This is a genomic window from Microbacterium sp. AC026 (genome assembly GCF_979258475.1).
In genome coordinates, this window is sequence record NZ_OZ409857.1 from 558,231 (window position 1) to 577,585 (window position 19,355).

The 19,355-nt window shown below is 67.4% G+C and carries 14 protein-coding genes and 1 pseudogene; 4 read left to right on the plus strand and 11 right to left on the minus strand.

What is annotated here, in order from left to right:
• Positions 1-21 precede the first annotated feature (21 nt).
• The 4 genes from ACZZ93_RS02950 to ACZZ93_RS02965 are packed head-to-tail and all read right to left on the minus strand — an operon-like array spanning position 22 to position 5,135.
• Positions 22-498 carry a hypothetical protein gene (locus ACZZ93_RS02950; RefSeq protein WP_056278684.1) on the minus strand — a complete coding sequence of 159 codons (477 nt, stop codon included), beginning with the start codon at positions 496-498 and terminating at the stop codon, positions 22-24.
• A complete protein-coding gene (gene ligA, locus ACZZ93_RS02955; protein WP_463510437.1) occupies positions 495-2,810 on the minus strand; it encodes an NAD-dependent DNA ligase LigA in 2,316 nt (771 codons plus the stop codon). The genes ACZZ93_RS02950 and ligA overlap by 4 nt, the downstream gene beginning before the upstream one ends.
• A gap of 42 nt (positions 2,811-2,852) precedes the next feature.
• On the minus strand, positions 2,853-3,950 hold the full coding sequence (gene mnmA, locus ACZZ93_RS02960; protein ID WP_187249587.1) for a tRNA 2-thiouridine(34) synthase MnmA: 1,098 nt from the start codon (positions 3,948-3,950) through the stop codon (positions 2,853-2,855).
• A gap of 9 nt (positions 3,951-3,959) precedes the next feature.
• Positions 3,960-5,135 carry a cysteine desulfurase family protein gene (locus ACZZ93_RS02965; RefSeq protein WP_056278682.1) on the minus strand — a complete coding sequence of 392 codons (1,176 nt, stop codon included), beginning with the start codon at positions 5,133-5,135 and terminating at the stop codon, positions 3,960-3,962.
• 95 nt (positions 5,136-5,230) lie between these two features.
• Between ACZZ93_RS02965 and glgX the strand changes: the two genes are divergently transcribed.
• From glgX to glgB, 3 genes and pseudogenes are all read left to right on the plus strand, one after another.
• Positions 5,231-7,303 (plus strand): glycogen debranching protein GlgX, encoded by a 2,073-nt coding sequence (gene glgX, locus ACZZ93_RS02970; RefSeq protein WP_053096005.1) that lies wholly within the window; start codon positions 5,231-5,233, stop codon positions 7,301-7,303.
• Positions 7,304-7,378: 75 nt separating this feature from the next.
• Positions 7,379-9,441 (plus strand): annotated as a pseudogene (locus ACZZ93_RS02975) (alpha-1,4-glucan--maltose-1-phosphate maltosyltransferase).
• Positions 9,438-11,642: a 1,4-alpha-glucan branching protein GlgB gene (gene glgB, locus ACZZ93_RS02980; RefSeq protein ID WP_463510438.1), complete on the plus strand. Its 2,205-nt coding sequence runs from the start codon at positions 9,438-9,440 to the stop codon at positions 11,640-11,642. Before ACZZ93_RS02975 ends, glgB begins: the two are co-directional and overlap by 4 nt.
• A gap of 68 nt (positions 11,643-11,710) precedes the next feature.
• On the opposite strand, the gene ACZZ93_RS02985 is transcribed toward glgB, so the two are convergent.
• Positions 11,711-12,640 (minus strand): tetratricopeptide repeat protein, encoded by a 930-nt coding sequence (locus ACZZ93_RS02985; protein WP_072591237.1) that lies wholly within the window; start codon positions 12,638-12,640, stop codon positions 11,711-11,713.
• Entirely contained in the window at positions 12,637-14,655 is a 2,019-nt protein-coding gene (locus ACZZ93_RS02990) for a glycosyl transferase (protein ID WP_463510439.1), read from the minus strand. Before ACZZ93_RS02990 ends, ACZZ93_RS02985 begins: the two co-directional genes overlap by 4 nt.
• Positions 14,656-14,834: 179 nt before the next feature.
• Here ACZZ93_RS02990 and ACZZ93_RS02995 point away from each other — a divergent pair, with 179 nt between their 5' ends.
• Entirely contained in the window at positions 14,835-15,896 is a 1,062-nt protein-coding gene (locus ACZZ93_RS02995; protein WP_053096001.1) for an AI-2E family transporter, read from the plus strand.
• On the opposite strand, the gene ACZZ93_RS03000 is transcribed toward ACZZ93_RS02995, so the two are convergent.
• The 5 genes from ACZZ93_RS03000 to ACZZ93_RS03020 all read right to left on the minus strand — a co-directional run bounded on the left by ACZZ93_RS03000 (position 15,893) and on the right by ACZZ93_RS03020 (position 19,351).
• Positions 15,893-16,606, minus strand: coding sequence for an alpha/beta hydrolase (locus ACZZ93_RS03000; RefSeq protein WP_463511718.1), 714 nt, complete (start codon positions 16,604-16,606; stop codon positions 15,893-15,895). The two genes, ACZZ93_RS02995 and ACZZ93_RS03000, sit on opposite strands and share 4 nt — an antisense overlap.
• Positions 16,607-16,608: 2 nt before the next feature.
• The gene (locus ACZZ93_RS03005) at positions 16,609-16,896 is read right to left on the minus strand and encodes a hypothetical protein (protein ID WP_320488202.1); all 288 of its coding nucleotides are present in this window, start codon (positions 16,894-16,896) and stop codon (positions 16,609-16,611) included.
• A 9-nt stretch (positions 16,897-16,905) separates the two neighbouring features.
• A complete protein-coding gene (locus tag ACZZ93_RS03010) occupies positions 16,906-17,163 on the minus strand; it encodes an aggregation-promoting factor C-terminal-like domain-containing protein (protein ID WP_463510440.1) in 258 nt (85 codons plus the stop codon).
• Positions 17,164-17,627: 464 nt separating this feature from the next.
• Positions 17,628-18,212, minus strand: coding sequence for a DivIVA domain-containing protein (locus ACZZ93_RS03015; RefSeq protein ID WP_072591233.1), 585 nt, complete (start codon positions 18,210-18,212; stop codon positions 17,628-17,630).
• Positions 18,212-19,351 (minus strand): phosphatidate cytidylyltransferase, encoded by a 1,140-nt coding sequence (locus ACZZ93_RS03020; protein ID WP_056278676.1) that lies wholly within the window; start codon positions 19,349-19,351, stop codon positions 18,212-18,214. Before ACZZ93_RS03020 ends, ACZZ93_RS03015 begins: the two co-directional genes overlap by 1 nt.
• Positions 19,352-19,355 lie beyond the last annotated feature (4 nt).

Genomic DNA, 19,355 nt, shown 5'->3' on the forward strand with positions numbered 1-19,355 from the left:
CCTGAAGGGCCAGCCTGCGCGTCAGGCTCCTGAAGGCCTGTGGCGAGCGAGACGCGCGGCCACGTCGATGAGCTGTTCAGGGCGCGCGAGCAACGCTCTCTGCTCCGGGTTGTCGATGAGATGCTGCAGCAGCCGGTGTGCCCCGTCCACCGTCGGTGTCCAGTACCCGCCGACGTGGTGACGGCTCAGCGGTGCGATCGACGTTTCCCCGTCTGCCAGGAGCTCGACCGCGCCATCCTCAGGGTCGAATCCGAGATCGGACACGGCGAGGAACGTCAGGGCGCCGAGGACGAGCGTGCTCAAGAGGCCGGGCAGACGGAACCGCGTGGTGGGCACGTCGAGGATCACTCGCTGCACCTGGGACCAGGGAATGATCCCCCGGTTCTCTGTGCCGTGGCGGATCAGGAGCGCATCAGGCGTCAGACGCAGGTGGTTGCGGCCCGGGTCTCCCACAGCCATCGCGCCGGAGACGGCGATCAGCGGTCCATATCGCCTCATCCCAGAGCGTCCGGCCCCTCCGTGACGAGGATGTGGAACTGAGCGGCATCGAGGATGCGGATGCCGAGCTCCTCCGCCTTCCCCAGCTTCGACCCCGCTCCGGGACCGGCCGCGACGAAGTCCGTCTTCTTGGAGACGCTCGACGCGGCCTTACCGCCCGCCTTGAGGATGGCCTCCTGCGCTCCATCTCGGGTGTACCCGTCGAGCGAACCGGTCGCCACGACCGTGATCCCCTCCAACACACCGCCCTGGACGACTGCCGCGCCCGGACCGGGATGACCGGGCGTGGCCCACTGGACGCCTGCCTCGGCCCAGCGACGAACGATGTCCTGGTGCCAGTCGACATCGAACCACGCGAGCAAGGAGTCGGCGATGATGCCGCCGACTCCTTCCACAGCGGCGAGCTCGTCGCGAGAGGCCGCGCGGATCGCGTCGAGCGAACCGAACCACTGCGCCAGCGCCCTCGCCGCGACCGGCCCGACGTGACGGATGTTCAGTGAGACGAGCAGCCGCCAAAGGTCCTTGGTCTTCGCCTTCTCGAGTTCCGCGAGCAGAGTCACAGCTTGAGAGGAGGGCTGGGGGCCCTCCAGCCCCGACTTCTTCTCTGTCGCGGTCGGGTTGCGTCGGAATGGCGCCCTCGTCTTCACGAGACCGTCTTCGTCCTCCTTGGGCAGCCCCGTCTCGGCATCGCGCACGACGAGCTCGATCGGCACGATCTCATCGAGCGTCAGCGCGAACAGTCCGGCTTCGGTCTCGAGAGGCGGTGTCGCCGGCGAGGTCGGCTGGGTGAGCGCGGCCGCCGTGACTTCTCCGAGCGCCTCGATGTCGAGGGCGCCCCGCGAACCGATGTGCTCGACACGACCGCGAACCTGGGCCGGACACGAGCGCGCGTTGGGGCAGCGCAGATCGATGTCGCCCTCCTTCATCGGACGCAGCGGCGTGCCGCACTCGGGGCATTCGATCGGCATCACGAACTCCCGCTCGGTACCGTCGCGTTTCTCGACGACCGGACCGAGGACCTCGGGGATCACGTCGCCCGCCTTGCGCAGGACGACGGTGTCGCCGATCAGCACTCCCTTGGCTTTCACCACGTCCTTGTTGTGCAGCGTCGCCTGCCTGACGACGCTCCCCGCGACCTGGGCGGGAGCCATCACCGCGAACGGCGTCGCCCTGCCGGTTCGACCCACAGACACGACGATGTCGAGCAGCTTCGTCTGCACCTCTTCGGGCGGGTACTTGTACGCGATCGCCCAGCGAGGCGCCCGACTGGTGGCGCCGAGCTCGTCGTGGAGGGACAGCTCGTCGACCTTGACGACGATCCCGTCCAGCTCGTGCTCGATATCGTGCCGGTGCTCGCCGAAGTACTCGACGAACGCAACCACGTCGTCGATGCTCGTGCACACCCTGGTGTGCGGGCTGGTCGGCAGCCCCCAGTCCGACAGCTTGTCGTAGACCTGACTCTGTGCGGCGACCGGCGGATTCTCCCAGGCCCCGATGCCGTGCACGTACAGCGCGAGCGACTCGATGCGCAGCATCCCCGCCTCGAGCTCGAGCCCGTCCTTCTTGTCGATCTGCTGACGCAGGCCACCACTCGCGGCGTTCCGCGGATTCGCGAACGAGGGGAACCGCCGAGCCGCAGCAGTTCGCGCCTTCTCTTCGTCGAAGGGCTTCTTCGCTCCGCTCCGAGCCTCCCAGCGGGCGAGAGCATCGGCGTAGGCCCGGTCGCGGAACTCCGCCTGTGCGGCATTCAGGCGCTCGAAGGCGGCCACGGGAATGAACACCTCGCCGCGCACCTCGACGATGGGAGGGTGACCTTCGCCGCCGAGCTCGAGGGGGATCTCGGGAAGGCGCAGCGCGTTCTCGGTGACGATCTCACCGACGCGCCCATCTCCCCGCGTCGCCGCCGACGTCAGCCGCCCGTTCTCGTAGCGGAGATTGATCGCGAGGCCGTCGATCTTGAGTTCGGTGAGCCAGTCGACAGCTCGCCCCGCAGAGGCGCGCGTCTTGGCGGCCCAATCCCTGAGCTCGTCGATCGAGAACACGTTGTCGAGACTCAGCATCCGCTCCGCGTGCTCGATGGTGGCGAGCCCGGTGGCCTCGGCCGCCCCCACCATCTGAGTGGGCGAGTCCTGACCCTGCAGCTCGGGATGCATCCGCTCCAGCTCTTCGAGCCTGTGCATCCACCCGTCGTAGGTGAAGTCATCGACGAGTGAAGTGTCGCGCCCGTAGTACGCGTCCTTCGCTTCGAGGATTCGAGTGGTCAGCTCGTCCGCTTCGATACGGGCGTCTTCCAGCGAGATGTTCTCCGGCACCCCGCCAGTCTACGAGCGGGCGCCGACATCGAGAGGCAGGCGCTATGCGTCGACCGGCACTGCGGACACGGTGCGGTCGATCGTGAACTGGCCGAGCACGCGCGTTCCGACGTACAGCACGGCGGTCTGGCCCGGCGCGACGCCGTTGAGCGGCTGCTCGGGAACGACGCGCACGCCCTCGGGCGAGACGAATGCCCGGGCTGCTTCCGGCTCGGCGTGGGCGCGGATCTGCACCTCGCAGTCGAACTCGGAGTCGACGGGCGCTGCGCCCGCCCAGCTGAATCGATCGCCCGAGATCTCACGCGTCGCGAGAGCCTCCTTCGGCCCCACGACCACCGTGTTGGACACCGGCCGCACCTCGAGCACGAAGCGGGGCTTGCCGTCGGCCGCCGGGACGCCGAGCTTCAGACCACGGCGCTGACCGACCGTGAAAGCGTGCGCGCCCTCGTGCGAGCCGACGACGGAGCCCGTGCGGTCGACGATCTCACCGGTGGCGGTACCGACCTTCTCGGCCAGCCAGCCTCGCGTGTCACCGTCGGGAATGAAGCAGATGTCGTGGCTGTCGGGCTTCTGCGCGACACTCAGCCCACGCTCCTCCGCCTCGGCACGCACGACCGCTTTGGACGGAGTCGTTCCGAGCGGGAAGTAGGTGTGCGCGAGCTGCTCGGCGGTGAGTACGCCGAGCACATAGGACTGATCCTTGGCGTTGTCCGCGGCTCTGTGCAGCTCGAGACCGGCGTCCGTGGGGATCAGCGTCGCGTAGTGCCCGGTGCACACCGCGTCGAAACCGAGCTCGATGGCGCGCTCGAGAAGGGCGGCGAACTTGATCTTCTCATTGCAGCGCATACAGGGATTGGGGGTGCGCCCTGCCTGGTACTCCGAGACGAAATCGGCGATCACGTCGTCGCGGAAGCGCTCGGAGAAGTCCCAGACGTAGAACGGGATGCCCAGGAGATCGGCCGCACGACGCGCATCGAGCGCGTCCTCGATCGTGCAGCATCCCCGGCTTCCGGTGCGCAGCGTGCCGCCCGCCCGGGACAGCGCGAGATGCACGCCGACGACGTCGTGCCCCGCGTCCACGGCCCGTGCGGCCGCGACTGCGGAGTCCACTCCGCCACTCATGGCCGCAAGAATCCTCATGGGACCAGTCTACGAGCGTGCGGCTGAACCGGAGCCGGAAGCCCGCAGGTAGGCCTCGCCGATGGATGCGAGGACGGCATCGACGTCGGCGTCCGTCGATGTGCGTCCCAGCGTGAATCGGAGGGCGCTGCGCGCGTCCTGCTCACTGCGCCCCATCGCCATCACGACATGCGATGGCTCCGCCACGCCCGCCTGGCAGGCCGACCCGGTCGACGCGGCGATGCCTGCCATGTCGAGAAGGAAGAGCAGGCTCTCCCCCACCGCTCCGGGAAACAGTATGTGGGCGTTGCCGGGAAGTCGTCGCGAGCCGTCTCCCAGAAGCTCGGCCTGCGGCACCCGCGCCAGGATGCCGTCGATCAGCCGATCGCGCATCGTCGCCAGCCGCGCGGTCTCCGTCTCTCGCTCCGACTCGGCGAGCTCGAGCGCGGTGGCGAAGGCCGCGGCACCGGCCACGTCCTGCGTTCCGGCGCGAAGTCCGCGCTGCTGCGCGCCGCCGCGAAGGAGTGCGGAGAGCCGCGCGGTGCGAGCGACCACCAAGGCTCCGACGCCGACCGGCGCGCCGATCTTGTGTCCGGCCACGCTCATCGCGACCAGACCGACCGAGTCGGGCGCATCGCCTCTCAGCGCGCGGAACGACAGAGGTAGGTGGCCGAGGGCCGCGACCGCATCGAGATGGAGGGGAACGAGCGCCTGCGCGGTCGACGACGCCAGCATCGCGGCGTCGTTGATCGTCCCGGCCTCGTTGTTGGCGACGAGCGCGGTCGCCAGCGCCGCGCCCGGAAGCTGGGCAGTGAACTCGTCCACGTCGATGGCCGCCGAGCGATATACCGGAACAGCGCGCAGCACCGCCCCTGCCGCCACCAGGGCCTCGACGGTGTCCATCGTCGCGTGGTGCTCGGCATCCGGCATCACGATGGCATCCGACTCCGCCGGCCGCGCCTGCCACAACCCCTGAAGCGCGAGATTGATCGACTCCGTGCCCCCGGAGGTGAACACGACCTCGATGGGGTCGCAGTCGAGCACTGCGGCCGAGCGCTCGCGTGCCTCCTCGAGCAGGCGCCGCGCGTCCTGGCCGGCACCGTGCGTCGATGACGCATTCCCGACCATCTCGCTCGCTTCGAGCCACGCCTCCCGCGCCTCGGGACGCAGCGGCGTCGTCGCGGCGTGGTCGAGATAGTGCTGCATCCCTCCACTCTCCCCCATTTTCCGCGCAGTGGCGTGCACATGGAACTGAGTGCATGCTGTCCTGAGACCCGAGCGCAGACCTCTATGGTGTACTCATGCCCGCGATCCGAGACATCACCGTGCCCGGCGGTACTGCACTCGACAACCTCGGTGTGCGCCTTCACGACGGCGTCGGAACCCTCCGCGTCTGGTCGCAGAACGCGTCCTCCATCGAACTCGTCGTCTTCGATGCCACCGACCTCGACTGGGTCATCGACCAGGTCGATCTCGCACGCCTTCCCGGCGGCATCTGGGAGGTGACGACAGAACTGCTCCAGCCCGGCACCCGGTATGCGATCCGCGTCGGAGGGCCACACGGGCCGGGGAACACGTTCAACCCCGAGACTCTGCTCCTCGACCCCTACGCTCGCGGTCTCGCGCAGGGCGACGGCTACGAGGAGTGGCGCTCCGTGGTGATCGTCGACGGGTTCGACTGGGGAGAGTCCGTCAAGCCGCGGATACCGCTCGACCGCACCGTGATCTACGAAGGGCACCTGAAGGGGCTGACCAAGCGTCAGCCCGATGTGCCCCCGGCTCTGCACGGCACATACGCCGGACTCGCGCATCCCGCGATGATCGAGTACTTCCACTCGCTCGGGATCACCTCGATCGAGCTCCTGCCCGTCCAGGCGTTCGTTCCGGAGCCTCGCCTGCTCGAGCGCGGCCTCACGAACTACTGGGGCTACAACACCCTCAACTTCTTCACACCGCACAACGCCTACGCCACGGAGGACGCACGCAAGGGCGGCCCCGAGGCCGTTCTCGCCGAGTTCAAAGGCATGGTGCGACTGCTGCACGAAGCCGGACTCGAAGTCATCCTGGACGTCGTGTACAACCACACGTCGGAAGAGGGCCTCGGTGGACCTCGGTCCAGTCTGCGCGGCATCGACAACGCCAGCTACTACCGACAGGACGCATCAGGCGCGTACATCGACACGACAGGCTGCGGCAACACGCTCGACACCTCGACCGATGCCGGAGCGCGCCTCGTGCTCGACTCGCTGCGCTACTGGGCGCAGGAGATGCAGATCGACGGCTTCCGCTTCGATCTCGCGGCCGCGATCGCGCGCGACGGCTCGCACACCTATACGCCCGAGCACCCGCTTCTCACCGCCATCGCGAACGATCCGATCCTCCGCGACACCAAGCTCATCGCCGAGCCGTGGGACGTCGGTATGGGCGGCTGGCAGACCGGCAACTTCCCGAACGGCTGGATGGAGTGGAACGACCGCTACCGCGACCGGGTCAGGAACTTCTGGCTGAGCGACATCGACTATGCGCGTCGTGCGTCCGCTCCGGTCGGCATCGGGGGCTTCGCGACGCGTCTCGCCGGCTCGTCGAACACTTTCGCCGATGTTCGGGGACCGCTGGCCAGCATCAACTTCGTCACCGCGCACGACGGCTTCACCATGCACGACCTCGTGTCGTACGACGTCAAGCACAATGAGGCGAACGGCGAACAGAATCGCGATGGTGCCGACATGAATCGGGCTTTCAATCATGGTATCGAGGGGCCGACCGACGACCCTGCGATCCTCGCTGCCCGGCGAAAAGCGATGCGCAACCTGCTCGGCACCCTGCTGCTGTCCGCCGGGATCCCCATGCTCACGGCCGGCGATGAGGTCGGTCGGACGCAACGCGGAAACAACAATGCCTACGCCCAGGATTCGTCGATGACGTGGCTCGGCTGGGACGCGGAACCGTGGCAGGAGGACCTGCGCGCACACGTCGCTCGACTCATCCAGCTCCGTTCCGAGAATCCCGCCCTGCGTCCCAGCCGGTACGCCCGACTCGGTGAGCACATCCCCAACGCCTCTGTCATGGACTGGTTCGACCAGAACGGCGAGACGATGGAGAGCCAGCAGTGGACGGACCCTGGTAACCGCACTCTGCAGTATGTGGCGGCCTCAACCCCCGATCGCGAATCGGCCAATCGGATCCTCCTCATCGTGCACGGGACGGAGTCGCCCATCGACGTGCGTCTGCCCGACGACCTCGAGGAGGCGACGCGTTTCGTCTCGCTGTGGTCGAGCGCCGACGACCGCCCGCAAGACGGCGGCGAGGTGTTCGCCCCCGGCGACGTCCTGCCCATCCCCGGCACCTCCATGCGACTCTTCCGCGTGGAATGAACGGCGGCGCGCCGGGGCCCTTCGCGAGCTACCCGCTTCACGCCGCGAGCGGTACATTCGGGGGTGGCCGCACGTATGAGCAGCATCAGTCCGAAGGCTCTCCGAAGCCCCGCGCAGATCCCGTCGCGCCCGCTGGGCGCCGTCTCGGACGGCGACGGACTCGTCGCGACGCGAATTCCTCTGGTGGGCGGCGCACCGTCCGTCCCCGGAGGCTTCGCGCCCAAGGCGTTCGTCGGCGAGGTGGTGCCGTTCAGCGTCGTCGCCTTCCGTGAAGGGCACGACCTGATCGGGGTGCAGCTCCGGTTGACGGCCCCGAACGGCGAGGAGTCCCTGCACCGAATGACGCCCTTGCTCGATGGGAGCGATCGCTGGGCAGCGGAGGTCGCTGTGGACATGCAGGGCCCGTGGGCGTTTCGCTTCGAGGCGTTCTCCGACGACTTCGCGACCTGGGCGCACGCCGCCGAGGTGAAGGTCGCCGCGGGCGTCGATGTGCCGGTCATGGCAGCCCTCGGCGCCGAACTTCTCGCGCGCGCAGCGAAGAGAAGGATCGCCCTGCGGCTCAGCGCAGACGCATCAGCGAACTCGCCACCGCACTGGCGGGGGGCGATGCAGAGACCACCACCGCGGTCTCGACCGACGCCGAGCTGGGCGGTCTCTTCCATGAGCGGCCTCTCATGACGCTGCGTTCAGCATCTGCCACGCACACTCTGCTCGTGGAGCGGACCGCCGCAGGCGTCGGGGCCTGGTACGAGTTCTTTCCCCGCTCGGAGGGCGCGAAACGCCTGAAGGACGGCACTGTCAAGAGCGGTACGTTCAGGACAGCCGCCAAACGTCTTCCCGCTGTCGCCGCCATGGGCTTCGACGTCATCTACCTGGTGCCGATCCATCCGATCGGAACGACCAACCGCAAGGGACGTAACAACACTCTGACGACGGAGCCAGGCGATCCGGGCTCACCGTATGCCATCGGCTCCGTTGACGGCGGCCACGATGCGATCCACCCGGAACTCGGCAAGCCGGCCGACTTCCGCGCATTCGTCAGGGCGGCGAAGAACGAAGGGCTGGAGGTCGCTCTCGATCTCGCACTGCAGGCCTCTCCGGACCACCCGTGGGTCGATGAGCACCCCGAGTGGTTCACCACTCTCCCGGATGGCACCATCGCCTACGCAGAGAACCCGCCCAAGAAGTACCAGGACATCTACCCGCTGAACTTCGACAACGATCCCGCCGGTATCTACCAGGAGATGCTCCGCATCGTGCAGCACTGGGTTCGCGAAGGCGTGAAGATCTTCCGCGTCGACAACCCGCACACGAAGCCGCTGCAGTTCTGGGAATGGCTCATCGCGACCGTGAACGCCCAGGACCCGGACGTGATCTTCCTGGCCGAGGCGTTCACTCGACCCGCCGTGATGCGTGCGCTCGCGGCCGTGGGGTTCCAACAGAGCTACAGCTATTTCACCTGGCGCAACACCAAGGCGGAGCTCGAGGAGTTCCTCACCAGCGTCTCGCACGAGACGAGCGACTACATGCGGCCGAATCTCTTCGTGAACACGCACGACATCCTCACGGAGTACCTGCAGTTCGGCGGCCGCGCCGCCTATCGGATCCGCGCCTGCATCGCCGCCACCGCCGCCCCTGTGTACGGCGTGTACGCCGGGTACGAGCTCTTCGAGAACGTGGCGAGGCCCGGTTCCGAGGAGAACATCGACAACGAGAAGTACGAGTTCAAGTTCCGGGACTGGGAGGGCGCGGAGGCATCGGGTGACTCGCTTGCGCCTCTCCTGCGCCGACTGAACGAGATCCGCCGTGAGCACCCGGCTCTTCGACAGCTCCGCAATCTCTCCGTGCACTGGAGCGACGACGACTCGGTGCTCGTCTACAGCAAGCACCTCGATGCCGCGTTCACCGGCACGGGCCACTCCGATACGATCCTCGTCGTCGCCAACGTCGATCCGCATTCCGTGCGTGAGACCACCGTGCACCTCGACACCACGATCTGGGGCGTACCACCTGGCGAGCCGTTCGAGGTGGAGGACCTGCTGACCGGTGCCGTGTGGACGTGGGCCGATCACAACTACGTGCGCCTCGACGCCTTCGCCGAGCCGGTGCACATTCTGAAGGTGAGGAGACGAGCATGAGCTGCGTCGAAGATGCCACTACATCACCGGACTGGGCGGCTGTCGCAGCCGGCGCCCATCACGACCCGCACGCGGTGCTCGGCTCCCACCCGTTCACGGATGCGAGTGACCGGACCGTCACGGTGATCCGCGCTCGCCGACCTCTCGCGTCCTCGGTCGCAGCCGTCTTCGAGGACGGGAGCCGATTGGAGCTCGATCACGTCGCACACGGCATCTGGGAGGCCCAGCACGACGGTGCCCCGGTGGCGTATCGCGTCGCCACCGCGTACGGCGACGACGACGAGACGATCACCGGCGACCCGTACCGGCACCTCCCGACTCTGGGCGACGTCGATCTCCATCTGATCGCCGAAGGGCGGCACGAGCGGCTGTGGCAGGTGCTGGGTGCGCACGCGACGGTCGCAGACGGCGAAGACGGCGTCGCATTCGCCGTCTGGGCCCCGAATGCCACAGCCGTGCGAGTCGTCGGAGATCACAACGGGTGGAACGGCGAAGCGCACGCGATGCGCTCGATGGGCGTGAGTGGCGTCTGGGAGCTGTTCATCCCCGATCTCGCCGTCGGAACGACATACAAGTATCAGATCCGCACCCGCGGCGGCTCCTGGATCTTCAAGGCCGACCCGATGGCGCAGGCCGCGCAGGTGCCGCCCGAGACCGCGTCGGTGGTCACGCTGTCGGACTACGCATGGTCAGACGGCGCGTGGATGACCCGCCGGGCAGCGACTCACGCGGTCGCTCAGCCGCTGTCGGTCTACGAGGTGCACCTCGGCTCCTGGCGCGGAGGCCTGAGCTACCGCGATGCCGCAGAACCGCTGATCGCACACGTCACCGAGGCCGGTTTCACGCACATCGAGTTCATGCCGCTCGCCGAGCATCCGTTCGGCGGCTCCTGGGGCTATCAGGTGAGCGGGTACTACGCGGCGACCAGTCGCTTCGGCAGCCCGGATGACCTGCGATACCTCATCGACCAGCTGCATCAGGCCGGAATCGGCGTGATCATGGACTGGGTGCCCGGGCACTTCCCCAAAGACGCGTTCGCCCTCGCGAGGTTCGACGGACAGCCGCTGTACGAGCACCCCGACCCTCGTCGCGGTGAGCATCAGGACTGGGGAACGCTCATCTTCGACTACGGTCGCCCTGAGGTGCGCGGATTCCTGGTCGCGAACGCACTGTTCTGGCTGAGCGAGTTCCATGTCGACGGCCTGCGAGTGGATGCCGTGGCGTCGATGCTGTACCTCGACTACTCGCGTAACGAAGGCGAGTGGGAGCCGAACATCCACGGGGGCCGGGAGAACCTCGAAGCGATCCGCTTCCTCCAGGAGGTCAACGCGACCGCCTACCGCCTGCACCCCGGCGTGCTGATGATCGCTGAGGAATCGACGAGCTTCCCCGGTGTGACCGCGCCCACCGACCACGCGGGTCTCGGCTTCGGGTTCAAGTGGAACATGGGCTGGATGAACGACTCCCTCCAGTACATCGAACGAGACCCGATGTATCGCGCGCACCACGAAGGTGAGATGACGTTCTCGTTCGTCTACGCGTTCGGGGAGAATTATCTGCTGCCGATCAGCCACGATGAGGTCGTGCATGGAAAAGGCAGCCTCGTCTCGAAGATGCCCGGCGACCACTGGCACAAGCTCGCCAATGTCCGCGCATACCTCGGATACATGTGGGGTCACCCCGGAAAGAAGCTCCTCTTCATGGGGCAGGAGTTCGGGCAGCTCGCCGAATGGTCGGAATCCCGCCAGCTCGACTGGTGGCTCCTCGACCAGCCGTCGCACGCGCAACTACAGGGTTTCGTCGGACAGCTCAACCGCACCTATCGCGCTCAGGCCCCGCTCTGGGAGCGGGACAATGACGGATCCTCGTTCTCACGCCTCGGTGCCCCGAGCTGGGATCCCAATGTCATCGCCTTCGAACGCCGCGACGCACATGGCGGCCGTCTCGTGGTGATCAGCAACTTCGCCGGCGTCGAGCGTAGCGGCTACAGCCTCGCGCTGCCTATCCCCGGCGTGTGGCAGGAGATCCTCAACACGGACGCCGCAGAATACGGCGGTCGCGGATCCGGCAATCTCGGCATGGTCGTCGCGCACTCGGAGGACGACGGACCTGCCCTGGCGACGATCACGGTACCCGCACTGTCGACCATCTGGCTGCGCCACGAGAGCAACCCGCACGTACCCACGATCAGCCGCGGCTGACGGCCTCTGCCGAACAGCGAGACGGCCCCGGCCCGACAGAGCCTGGGCCGTCTCGCTGCACTCTCAGCTCAGAACAGCAGGGAAGACAGTCTGTTGCGCGCGGTGATGACGCGTGGATCTGCGACGCCGATCAGGCCGAACAGCTCGAGAAGACGCTCGCGCACGGGCGTTCGTTCATCCGAGGGCAGCTGGGCGAACAGGTCGAGAAGCCTTCCGAACGCATCTTCGACATGGCCTCCCGCGAGGTCGAGGTCGGCGACATCGAACTGTGCCTGGATGTCCAGGGGCCCGGCTGCAGCCGCGGCCCGAGCATCTTGGAGATCGAGTTTCTGGACGCGGTCGAGCAGACGGACCTGGCCCAGGCCTGCGATCGCATCCTCGTCGCGCGGATTCTCCGCGAGAGCCTTCTCGTATGCCACGACCGCCGCGGCGTAGTCGCCGTTCTCGATCGCGGCGAAAGCCTCCGCGTGCAGCGGCGGCATCGGCGGCTCCTCCGGCGTCTGCTCGCCCTCGGGCGCCTCTCCGACGTTCAACGTGCCCGTCACCCCGTTCTGAGCAGCGAGCTGAAGCAGCTGCGCGAAGACCTCTCTGACCTGTTGCTCGGGCACTGCACCGGTGAACATCGGAACCGGCTGACCGGCGATGAGTGCCACGACCATCGGGATCGACTGCGCGCGGAATCCCTGGGCCAGCTGCGGGTTGGCGTCGACATCGACCTTCGCGAGAAGCACCCTGCCGCCGAGTTCACGCGTCACCTTCTCGATGATGGGGCTCAGCTGCTTGCACGGCCCGCACCATTCGGCCCAGAGGTCGACGACCACCGGCACTGTCCGTGAGAGCTCGAGGATCTGACCGAACGACTCGTCGGTCGCATCGACCACGATGTCCACGGCCCCGGGAGCAGGGCTCTGCGCTCCGGCGGCAGCAGCCGCGGGCCGGTTTCGCAGAGAGGAGAGGTCGACGGCTCCACGAAGCGCGGCGGGAGAGATATCGGTCATTTGATCACCTCGACGGAGAGTAGGTCCTGTCGGACCGCCATGAGTCGGATCTGCTCCGTCGAGCCCTGCGCGGGAACGGAGAAGAACAGCTGGAATTCGTACTTGGTCGTGAAGCCCTTCGCGGACTCCGTGACACCCGTCAGCGCCTTCGCCTGCGGATTCGCGTCTTCCAGTCGGATGACGGCGTCCGGTGACGTCGGGGTGACGGATTCGGTGTCGATGAGCGAGACGGCCACGATCGCACCGCTGTCCAGCGTGGTCATCGAGACCGGCTCGGAATCGGCCGGGAGGATGTCGAAGGCGGTCTGAGAAGTCTCGGCCGCTCCGTTGTCCGCGAGCGTCTGCACGACCGCCTGCCGGCTGTCGCGGATCGACTGGGCGAGGTTCTGCGAGATCTCGTCGAACATGCCGTACGAAGGGCTGGCCTCGCCCGCGTCGACGACGTCGGCGAAGGTCTCCGCAAGCTCTCCCGGCGGGATGCTGAGGAATGCGGAATCGTCGGGAACGAGCGAGGTGCCGAGCCACGCTGCAGCCACGTCGGGGAAGACGGCATCCGCAGACATCTCGGCCATGTTCGTGACCTTGTAGTTCGACCACGGATCCTGCTGCGTCATGGTCAGGATGACGGGGGGAACGGTGTCGTCGTCAGCGCTCTTCGAGAGCAGGAGCACCGTGCGCGGCCACCGGTCGGTGGCTTCGGGAAGCACGACCTCGACGTCATCGGTCGGGAGTGCGGCGGGCGGTGCGGTCTCCGGAAGAGCTGTCCGAAGCGCGTACTCGGTGGTGCGAGCCGTGAGCGCCGGGCCGTCCAGACGAGTGCCGGCCAGAGCGATGTCCATCGACGCGTCCGCGTCGGACAGGGTCGTCGACACTTCCTGCAGGATCCGCTTCGCCTGGGCCTCCGTCACTGCCGGGGGCTTCTGATTGTCCGGGGCGATCACCGTCGCGCTGGGAGACGGCGAGGGCGTTCCCTCTCCGAGCTGCGGCCATGAGTCAGGCGAGCAGCCGCTCGCGAGCAACGCGGTCACGGCGAGGGCGGGGACCGCGAGCAGGCGCCGTCGACGGTTCACGGGTCGCGCACGCATCTCCGTCCTCCGATCGGGGTCTGGGTTCTTCGGACCGGCGGCGTCGACTGCCCCCGGGTCACCGGCGGCTGCCGCGTCAGAGTCTGCGCCGGTCCGACCGGGCTCATCCCCGGCAGCGGTGGTCGAGGTGTCGTCGATCGCCGCGCGTTCCGATGGCGGTAGCTGAGCCACGTCGATCGGCTCGGTGGCCGGAAGGGGGCCGGGGCCCTTGCGCCGCGGTCCTCGCCCGCGACGCTGGTGCCGGATCGCGAGGACGTAGAGCACGAGTCCGACGAGAAGCATCGCCGCGCCCGCCGCCATGAGCGGTCCGGCGAGAGGGGTGGACGTGTCCAGCGGCCAGGACACCACGATGTCGTCCGGTGCGTCGGCGGTGCCGTCGTACGCGATGATCAGACTCACGCCCTCGGGCAGCTGCATGTTGTCTGCGATGAGTGTGTCGGTCTCGGTGAAGGAGTCCAGCCAGAGGTCGGAGCCGGCGGGGTTGCGGCCCGGCTCTGCGGCTGCATCGCCCTCGGCGGGCGTCTCCGCCGGTGCCGGAGTCTCGGCCGCGGCCGGGGTCTCGGCAGGGGCGGGGGTTTCGGAGGCCCCATCACCTTCCGGTGCTGATCCGGCGGGGACCAGCTCGACCTCCAGGTCACCGTCGTCGCCGACCGTCACGCGGTTGTACGACGAGTCGGCAAGCCACGCTTCCATGTCGGCGGTGCGGCCATAGGCGGCGAAGATCTCGCCCTCTCCGCGCACCAGCAAGGTCTGAGATCCCGGGTGCTCACGAAGGACGTCGCCGTCCATCAGCACAAACGGGGCGGGTTCCTCTGCAGCGACTGAGACTTCCTGAGTCGACGGACCCATGAAGATGGTTCGCTGCGCGATGCCCGCAGCGATCAGTCCCGCAGCCAGCACGAAGGCCACGACGGCCCATACGAAACGCACGAATAGTCTCCTCACACGGCCCGGACGCACGCCCGAGTCGCAACACTCGACATTTCAGACTAGCGAAATCACCTGTGTGTTGCCCACGAGGGGCATGCGGCACCACGTGCGGCACGTCGTCCCGGCCGGTCGTGGTGCGGTGGATACGCTTGCAGAGTCCCCCATTCCGAGGAGCAACGATGAAGATCCACAACCCGTTCCGCACCGCCCTCGTGGCGACGCTCGGCGTGGGACTGGGAATCCTGCTGATCGGAAGCGTGGAGAGCCTGTCGACCGTGCTGCTCTACGTCGGTACGGCTCTCTTCCTCAGTCTCGGCCTGGACCCGCTCGTCTCCTTCCTCGAGCGCAGGCGTCTCCCCCGCTGGCTCGCCGTGCTCATCACGATCCTCGCGGTGCTCGGGATCTTCGCCGGGATCATCCTGATCGTCATCCCCGTGCTGGTCGACCAGATCTCGCAGCTCATCGCCGAGATCACGGCCATCGTCCAACGCGGGACATTTCTCCTCGACCTGCGCCAGTGGATGGTCGACACGTTCCCCAATCTCAAGGTGGATGACGTCTTCGCCTATGTGACCGACTGGCTGGAGACGAACCTGGCCCAGATCGGGGGGTCCATCGGGCAGGGCGTGCTCGCCGCCGGCGGGGCACTGCTGAGCGGACTGTTCGGCGCGTTCATCATCCTCATCCTGACGATCTATCTGACGGCCTCGACACCGTCTCTCAAGCGCGCCGTCTACCAGCTCGCTCCTGCATCCAAGCGCGAGCGCTTCATCGACCTGGCCGAGCAGATCACCGATTCGGTCGGCTACTACGTCATGGGCCAGGTCTCCCAGGGGGTCATCAACGGCATCCTGAGCATGATCTTCCTCACGATCATCGATGCGCCGTTCCCGGCCGTGCTCGCCGTCGTCGCCTTCTTCTTCTCACTGATTCCACTCGTCGGCACCCTCACGGGGTCGACCATCATCGTGCTCGTGTGCCTGATCCCCGGCCTGGGATCACCGGCGACAGCGATCGCCGCCGCCATCTACTACCTCATCTACATGCAGATCGAGGCGTACGTGATCTCGCCGCGCATCATGAGCCGGGCCGTGTCCGTACCCGGAGCGGTCGTCGTCGTCGCGGCGTTGGCGGGCGGAAGCCTCCTGGGGCTGCTCGGCGCGCTGATCGCGATTCCGGTGGCGGCCAGCATCCTGATCCTCTACCGGCAGGTGCTGATCCCTCGCATGAACGAGCTCTAGTCGGCGGGCCACTCCGTCGGCAGCGGAAGAGCTGCCGGGTTCACGGCAGCGACGATCTCGGTGAGGACTCTCCGAGTCTGGCTTTCCCCCACCCAGAGGTGCTTGCCACCCTCGACGGCGATCAGCTTCGCATGCGGAATCGCGGAGAAGCGCTCGCGTGCTTCGGCCGGGCGGAGGTAGTCGTCGAGCTCGGGTACCAGCACCACGACGTCAGCATCGGAGTCGGCCCACTCCGCCACCTCGGCGTCTGTGGCGCGGTGAAGTGGCGGGGACAGGAGGATGATCCCCTCGACATCGTGTTCCCGACCGTACTTCAGCGCGAGTTCGGTGCCGAACGACCAGCCGAGCAGCCACGGGCGCGGAAGACCGCGCTCGCGCACGAAGCTCATCGCGGCCGCGACGTCGAACTGCTCCGCCTCTCCCCCATCGAACGCGCCATCGCTGGTGCCACGCGGAGAGGTGGTCCCTCTCGTGTTGAAGCGCAGCACAGCGAGGTCCGCCAGCGCAGGCAGACGGGCGGCAGCCTTGCGGATGATGTGCGAGTCCATGAACCCGCCGGCCGTCGGGAGAGGATGCAGCGTGACGAGCGTGGCCACGGGCGCCGACGACTCGGGAACCGCCAGCTCTCCGACCAGTGTCAGCTCGTCTGCGGTCTCCAGTGCGATGTCTTCGCGCCGCGCAGGCAGCTCGATCGGTCCACGGATCTCCATGCTCACGCAATCCTCCAACAGTGTGTGTGCCAATGCCTGCGTGCCGCGAGGTCTGCGGCGTCACCGAGCACCCCGTCTGCGCGCCAGATCACGAGGTGAGCGGTCCCGGGAACAACCGATCGCCCGCACCCAGGACAGATGTACTCCTTCAGCGCCTGAGCTGCCGACACCGGCTGGACGGTCCACTCGGACCCACGACGGACTTCCGTGCGCTTCCAGGACGAGAGGAGTCGATCGAGCGAATCGTCGGTGTCAGGGCGCGCCGGACGGCGTCTGCGAGAGCGGGCCATGAGGCCGACTCACCACCAGTGGTTGTTCGTCCAGAAGGCGTGGGCGCCCGCCCAGCTTCCGTATCGACCCGTGGCGTATCCCGTTGCCCAGCGCAGGTTGTCCACCGGGTCGTAGCCATTGCCGGGAACCTTGCTGCATGGCAGAGCCTGGACGAGCCCACACGCTCCAGAGGACTTGTTGGTCGCGTTCGGGTTCCAGCCGCTCTCGCGGGAGACGATGTAGTCGACGAAGCCCCAGTCGGACTCCGCGATGCCCGCTGCGGCCATCCACTCCGCAGGGGCTCCCCGCCGGTGTAGTACAGAGGAGCGCTGGGACCGGGTTTCGATGACCCGGACGACGCGGTCGTCGGTGTCGGGGTGGGAGTCGGCTTGGGCGTCACGTAGACCGAGAACGATCCACGCTGAACCGGTGCGATAGCGGCACCCTCTGCGGTCACCGTGAGATTCTGCGTCTGCGTGAGCGCCGCTGAGTACGCCGACTCGGGGCCTTCCGTCTCAGGCTGCTGAGCCAGCGCGACGCCGGTCGGGGCGACCATCGCGGCCGCGAAACCCACGACCGCGAGGGCGCTGACGAAACCGACGACGCCCCGTCGGCGGCTACCGCTGCGCGCCGAAAGCGCCGCCGATGCAGGCACCGGCGTGACGTCTTCGCGATGAGGTGTGATGTCGTTTCGGGAGTTCACGATGAGTGGCAGTCTACCCGGTGAGGCGTGAGTCGGCCATCAGAACGCTCAGCGAACCGCCAGGATCACATCGACGGTAGCGTCGAGAAGGGCATCCACCTGCTCTTCCCGGTACCCGCCGCGCTGCATGCGGAACGCCGCCGAACGCAGCTGCTCGGCCGTCAGCGGTTCGCCGTCTCGCAGATAGCGGGCAATGCGGGTGCCCACATGGTCGACCTCGTCGATGCGATACCCGAAGGTGAGGACGCCCGTGCGCGCGAAACGCTGACGCTTCGGACGCGCGAGGTGGTCGAGGATGATCTGGGCATCGTCTCGTGCCTGCTCGACCCATGCCCCCGCGCCCTGCGACCGGACGGCCCGGTCACGCGCGCGAGCCGCCAGCGCGTCCTCGACTCTCCCGAGCGCGGCATCGACCTCTGCCACGACATAGCCGTTCTTCACGAGCGGGAAGGACGCCACGCGTACGTCGGCTGCGCCGAGATCGTCCGCGTCGCCTTCGAATGCAGCCCGAGCGGCTGCCAGGAACGTGTCGACCGCTGCGCGGTGATAGCCGCGCACGCGACCGGTCGTCACAGAGAACGCGGCCGGAGGCTGAACCGAACCGTCCGATGTTCGCACGTCGTCGGAGACCATCACAGCACCACCCAGGAGGAGAAGAGGAAATACAGGCACAGCGCGGGCACCGTCGACGGAAGGATGCTGTCGAGTCGATCGAGGAGCCCGCCGTGACCGGGTAGCCAGGAGCTCATGTCCTTGATTCCGAGATCACGCTTGAGCATGGACTCCCCGAGGTCGCCGAGGGTCGCGGACAGCAGGATGGCGACGCCGAAGATCACGCCGATCCACCACGGCAGGTGCAACAGGAAGATCGCGAGGAGGACACCCGCCGTGATGGAACCCACCACGGCTCCACCGAACCCTTCCCACGTCTTCTTGGGACTGATTCGCGGGGCCATCGGATGCCGGCCGAAGGCCAGCCCGGCGGCATACGCGCCGGTGTCCGCAACGACGGCGATGGCGATGAAGCTCAGCACCCACCACTGGCCACCCTCCTGCTTGAGCAGGATCAGGGCGACCGCCGCGAGGAACGGCACGTAGATCTGAACGAAGCCTCCGATGACGGCATCCGTCAGCACATCGCCGTAGGTTCTCCCGTCCTTGGCGACCATCTGGGCGACCAACCGCCACACGATCACGAATGCGACGGCGAAGAACAGCATCACCCAGACGAACCACAGGTCGAGGAAGAACGCGGACAGCACGAGCAGCGTCGCCGCCACGAACTGAGCGATCACGTCGATCCGCCGCCCGGACGCGCGCAGTGCCAGGGAAAGCTCGTACACCCCGAGCAGCGCCGCTGCCAACGCGAACGGCACGAAGAGGACCTTGATGAACAACAGCGAGGCGAGCAGGGCGGCGCCGAACGCCAGCCCGATCAGCGTCGCGAGGATCAGGTCACGCCCTGTGCGCTCTTTGATGCGCTCGTTCGCCTGGTCGAGCTGCCCGCGAGCATTCGTGACGTGGGTCCCGAACTCGTCGCGTGCGGCACGCCACTGCTCTCTGATCGCGTTGTGATCAGCTGTGTCCAACGGGGACTCCGTCATCGCGCGCTCCTCGGCGGGGAGAGGTGGACGTGGCGGGATGCTCGTCGCGTCGAACGCCGGGAAGGCGCCATCGACCAGCGGGATGGCGCCGGTCGAGGTCGACGAGTCGCGCGCCTCCCGGCGCGTCTGCGGCTTGTCGGTGCCGTCATCGGTGCGTTCGTCGGACATGCCG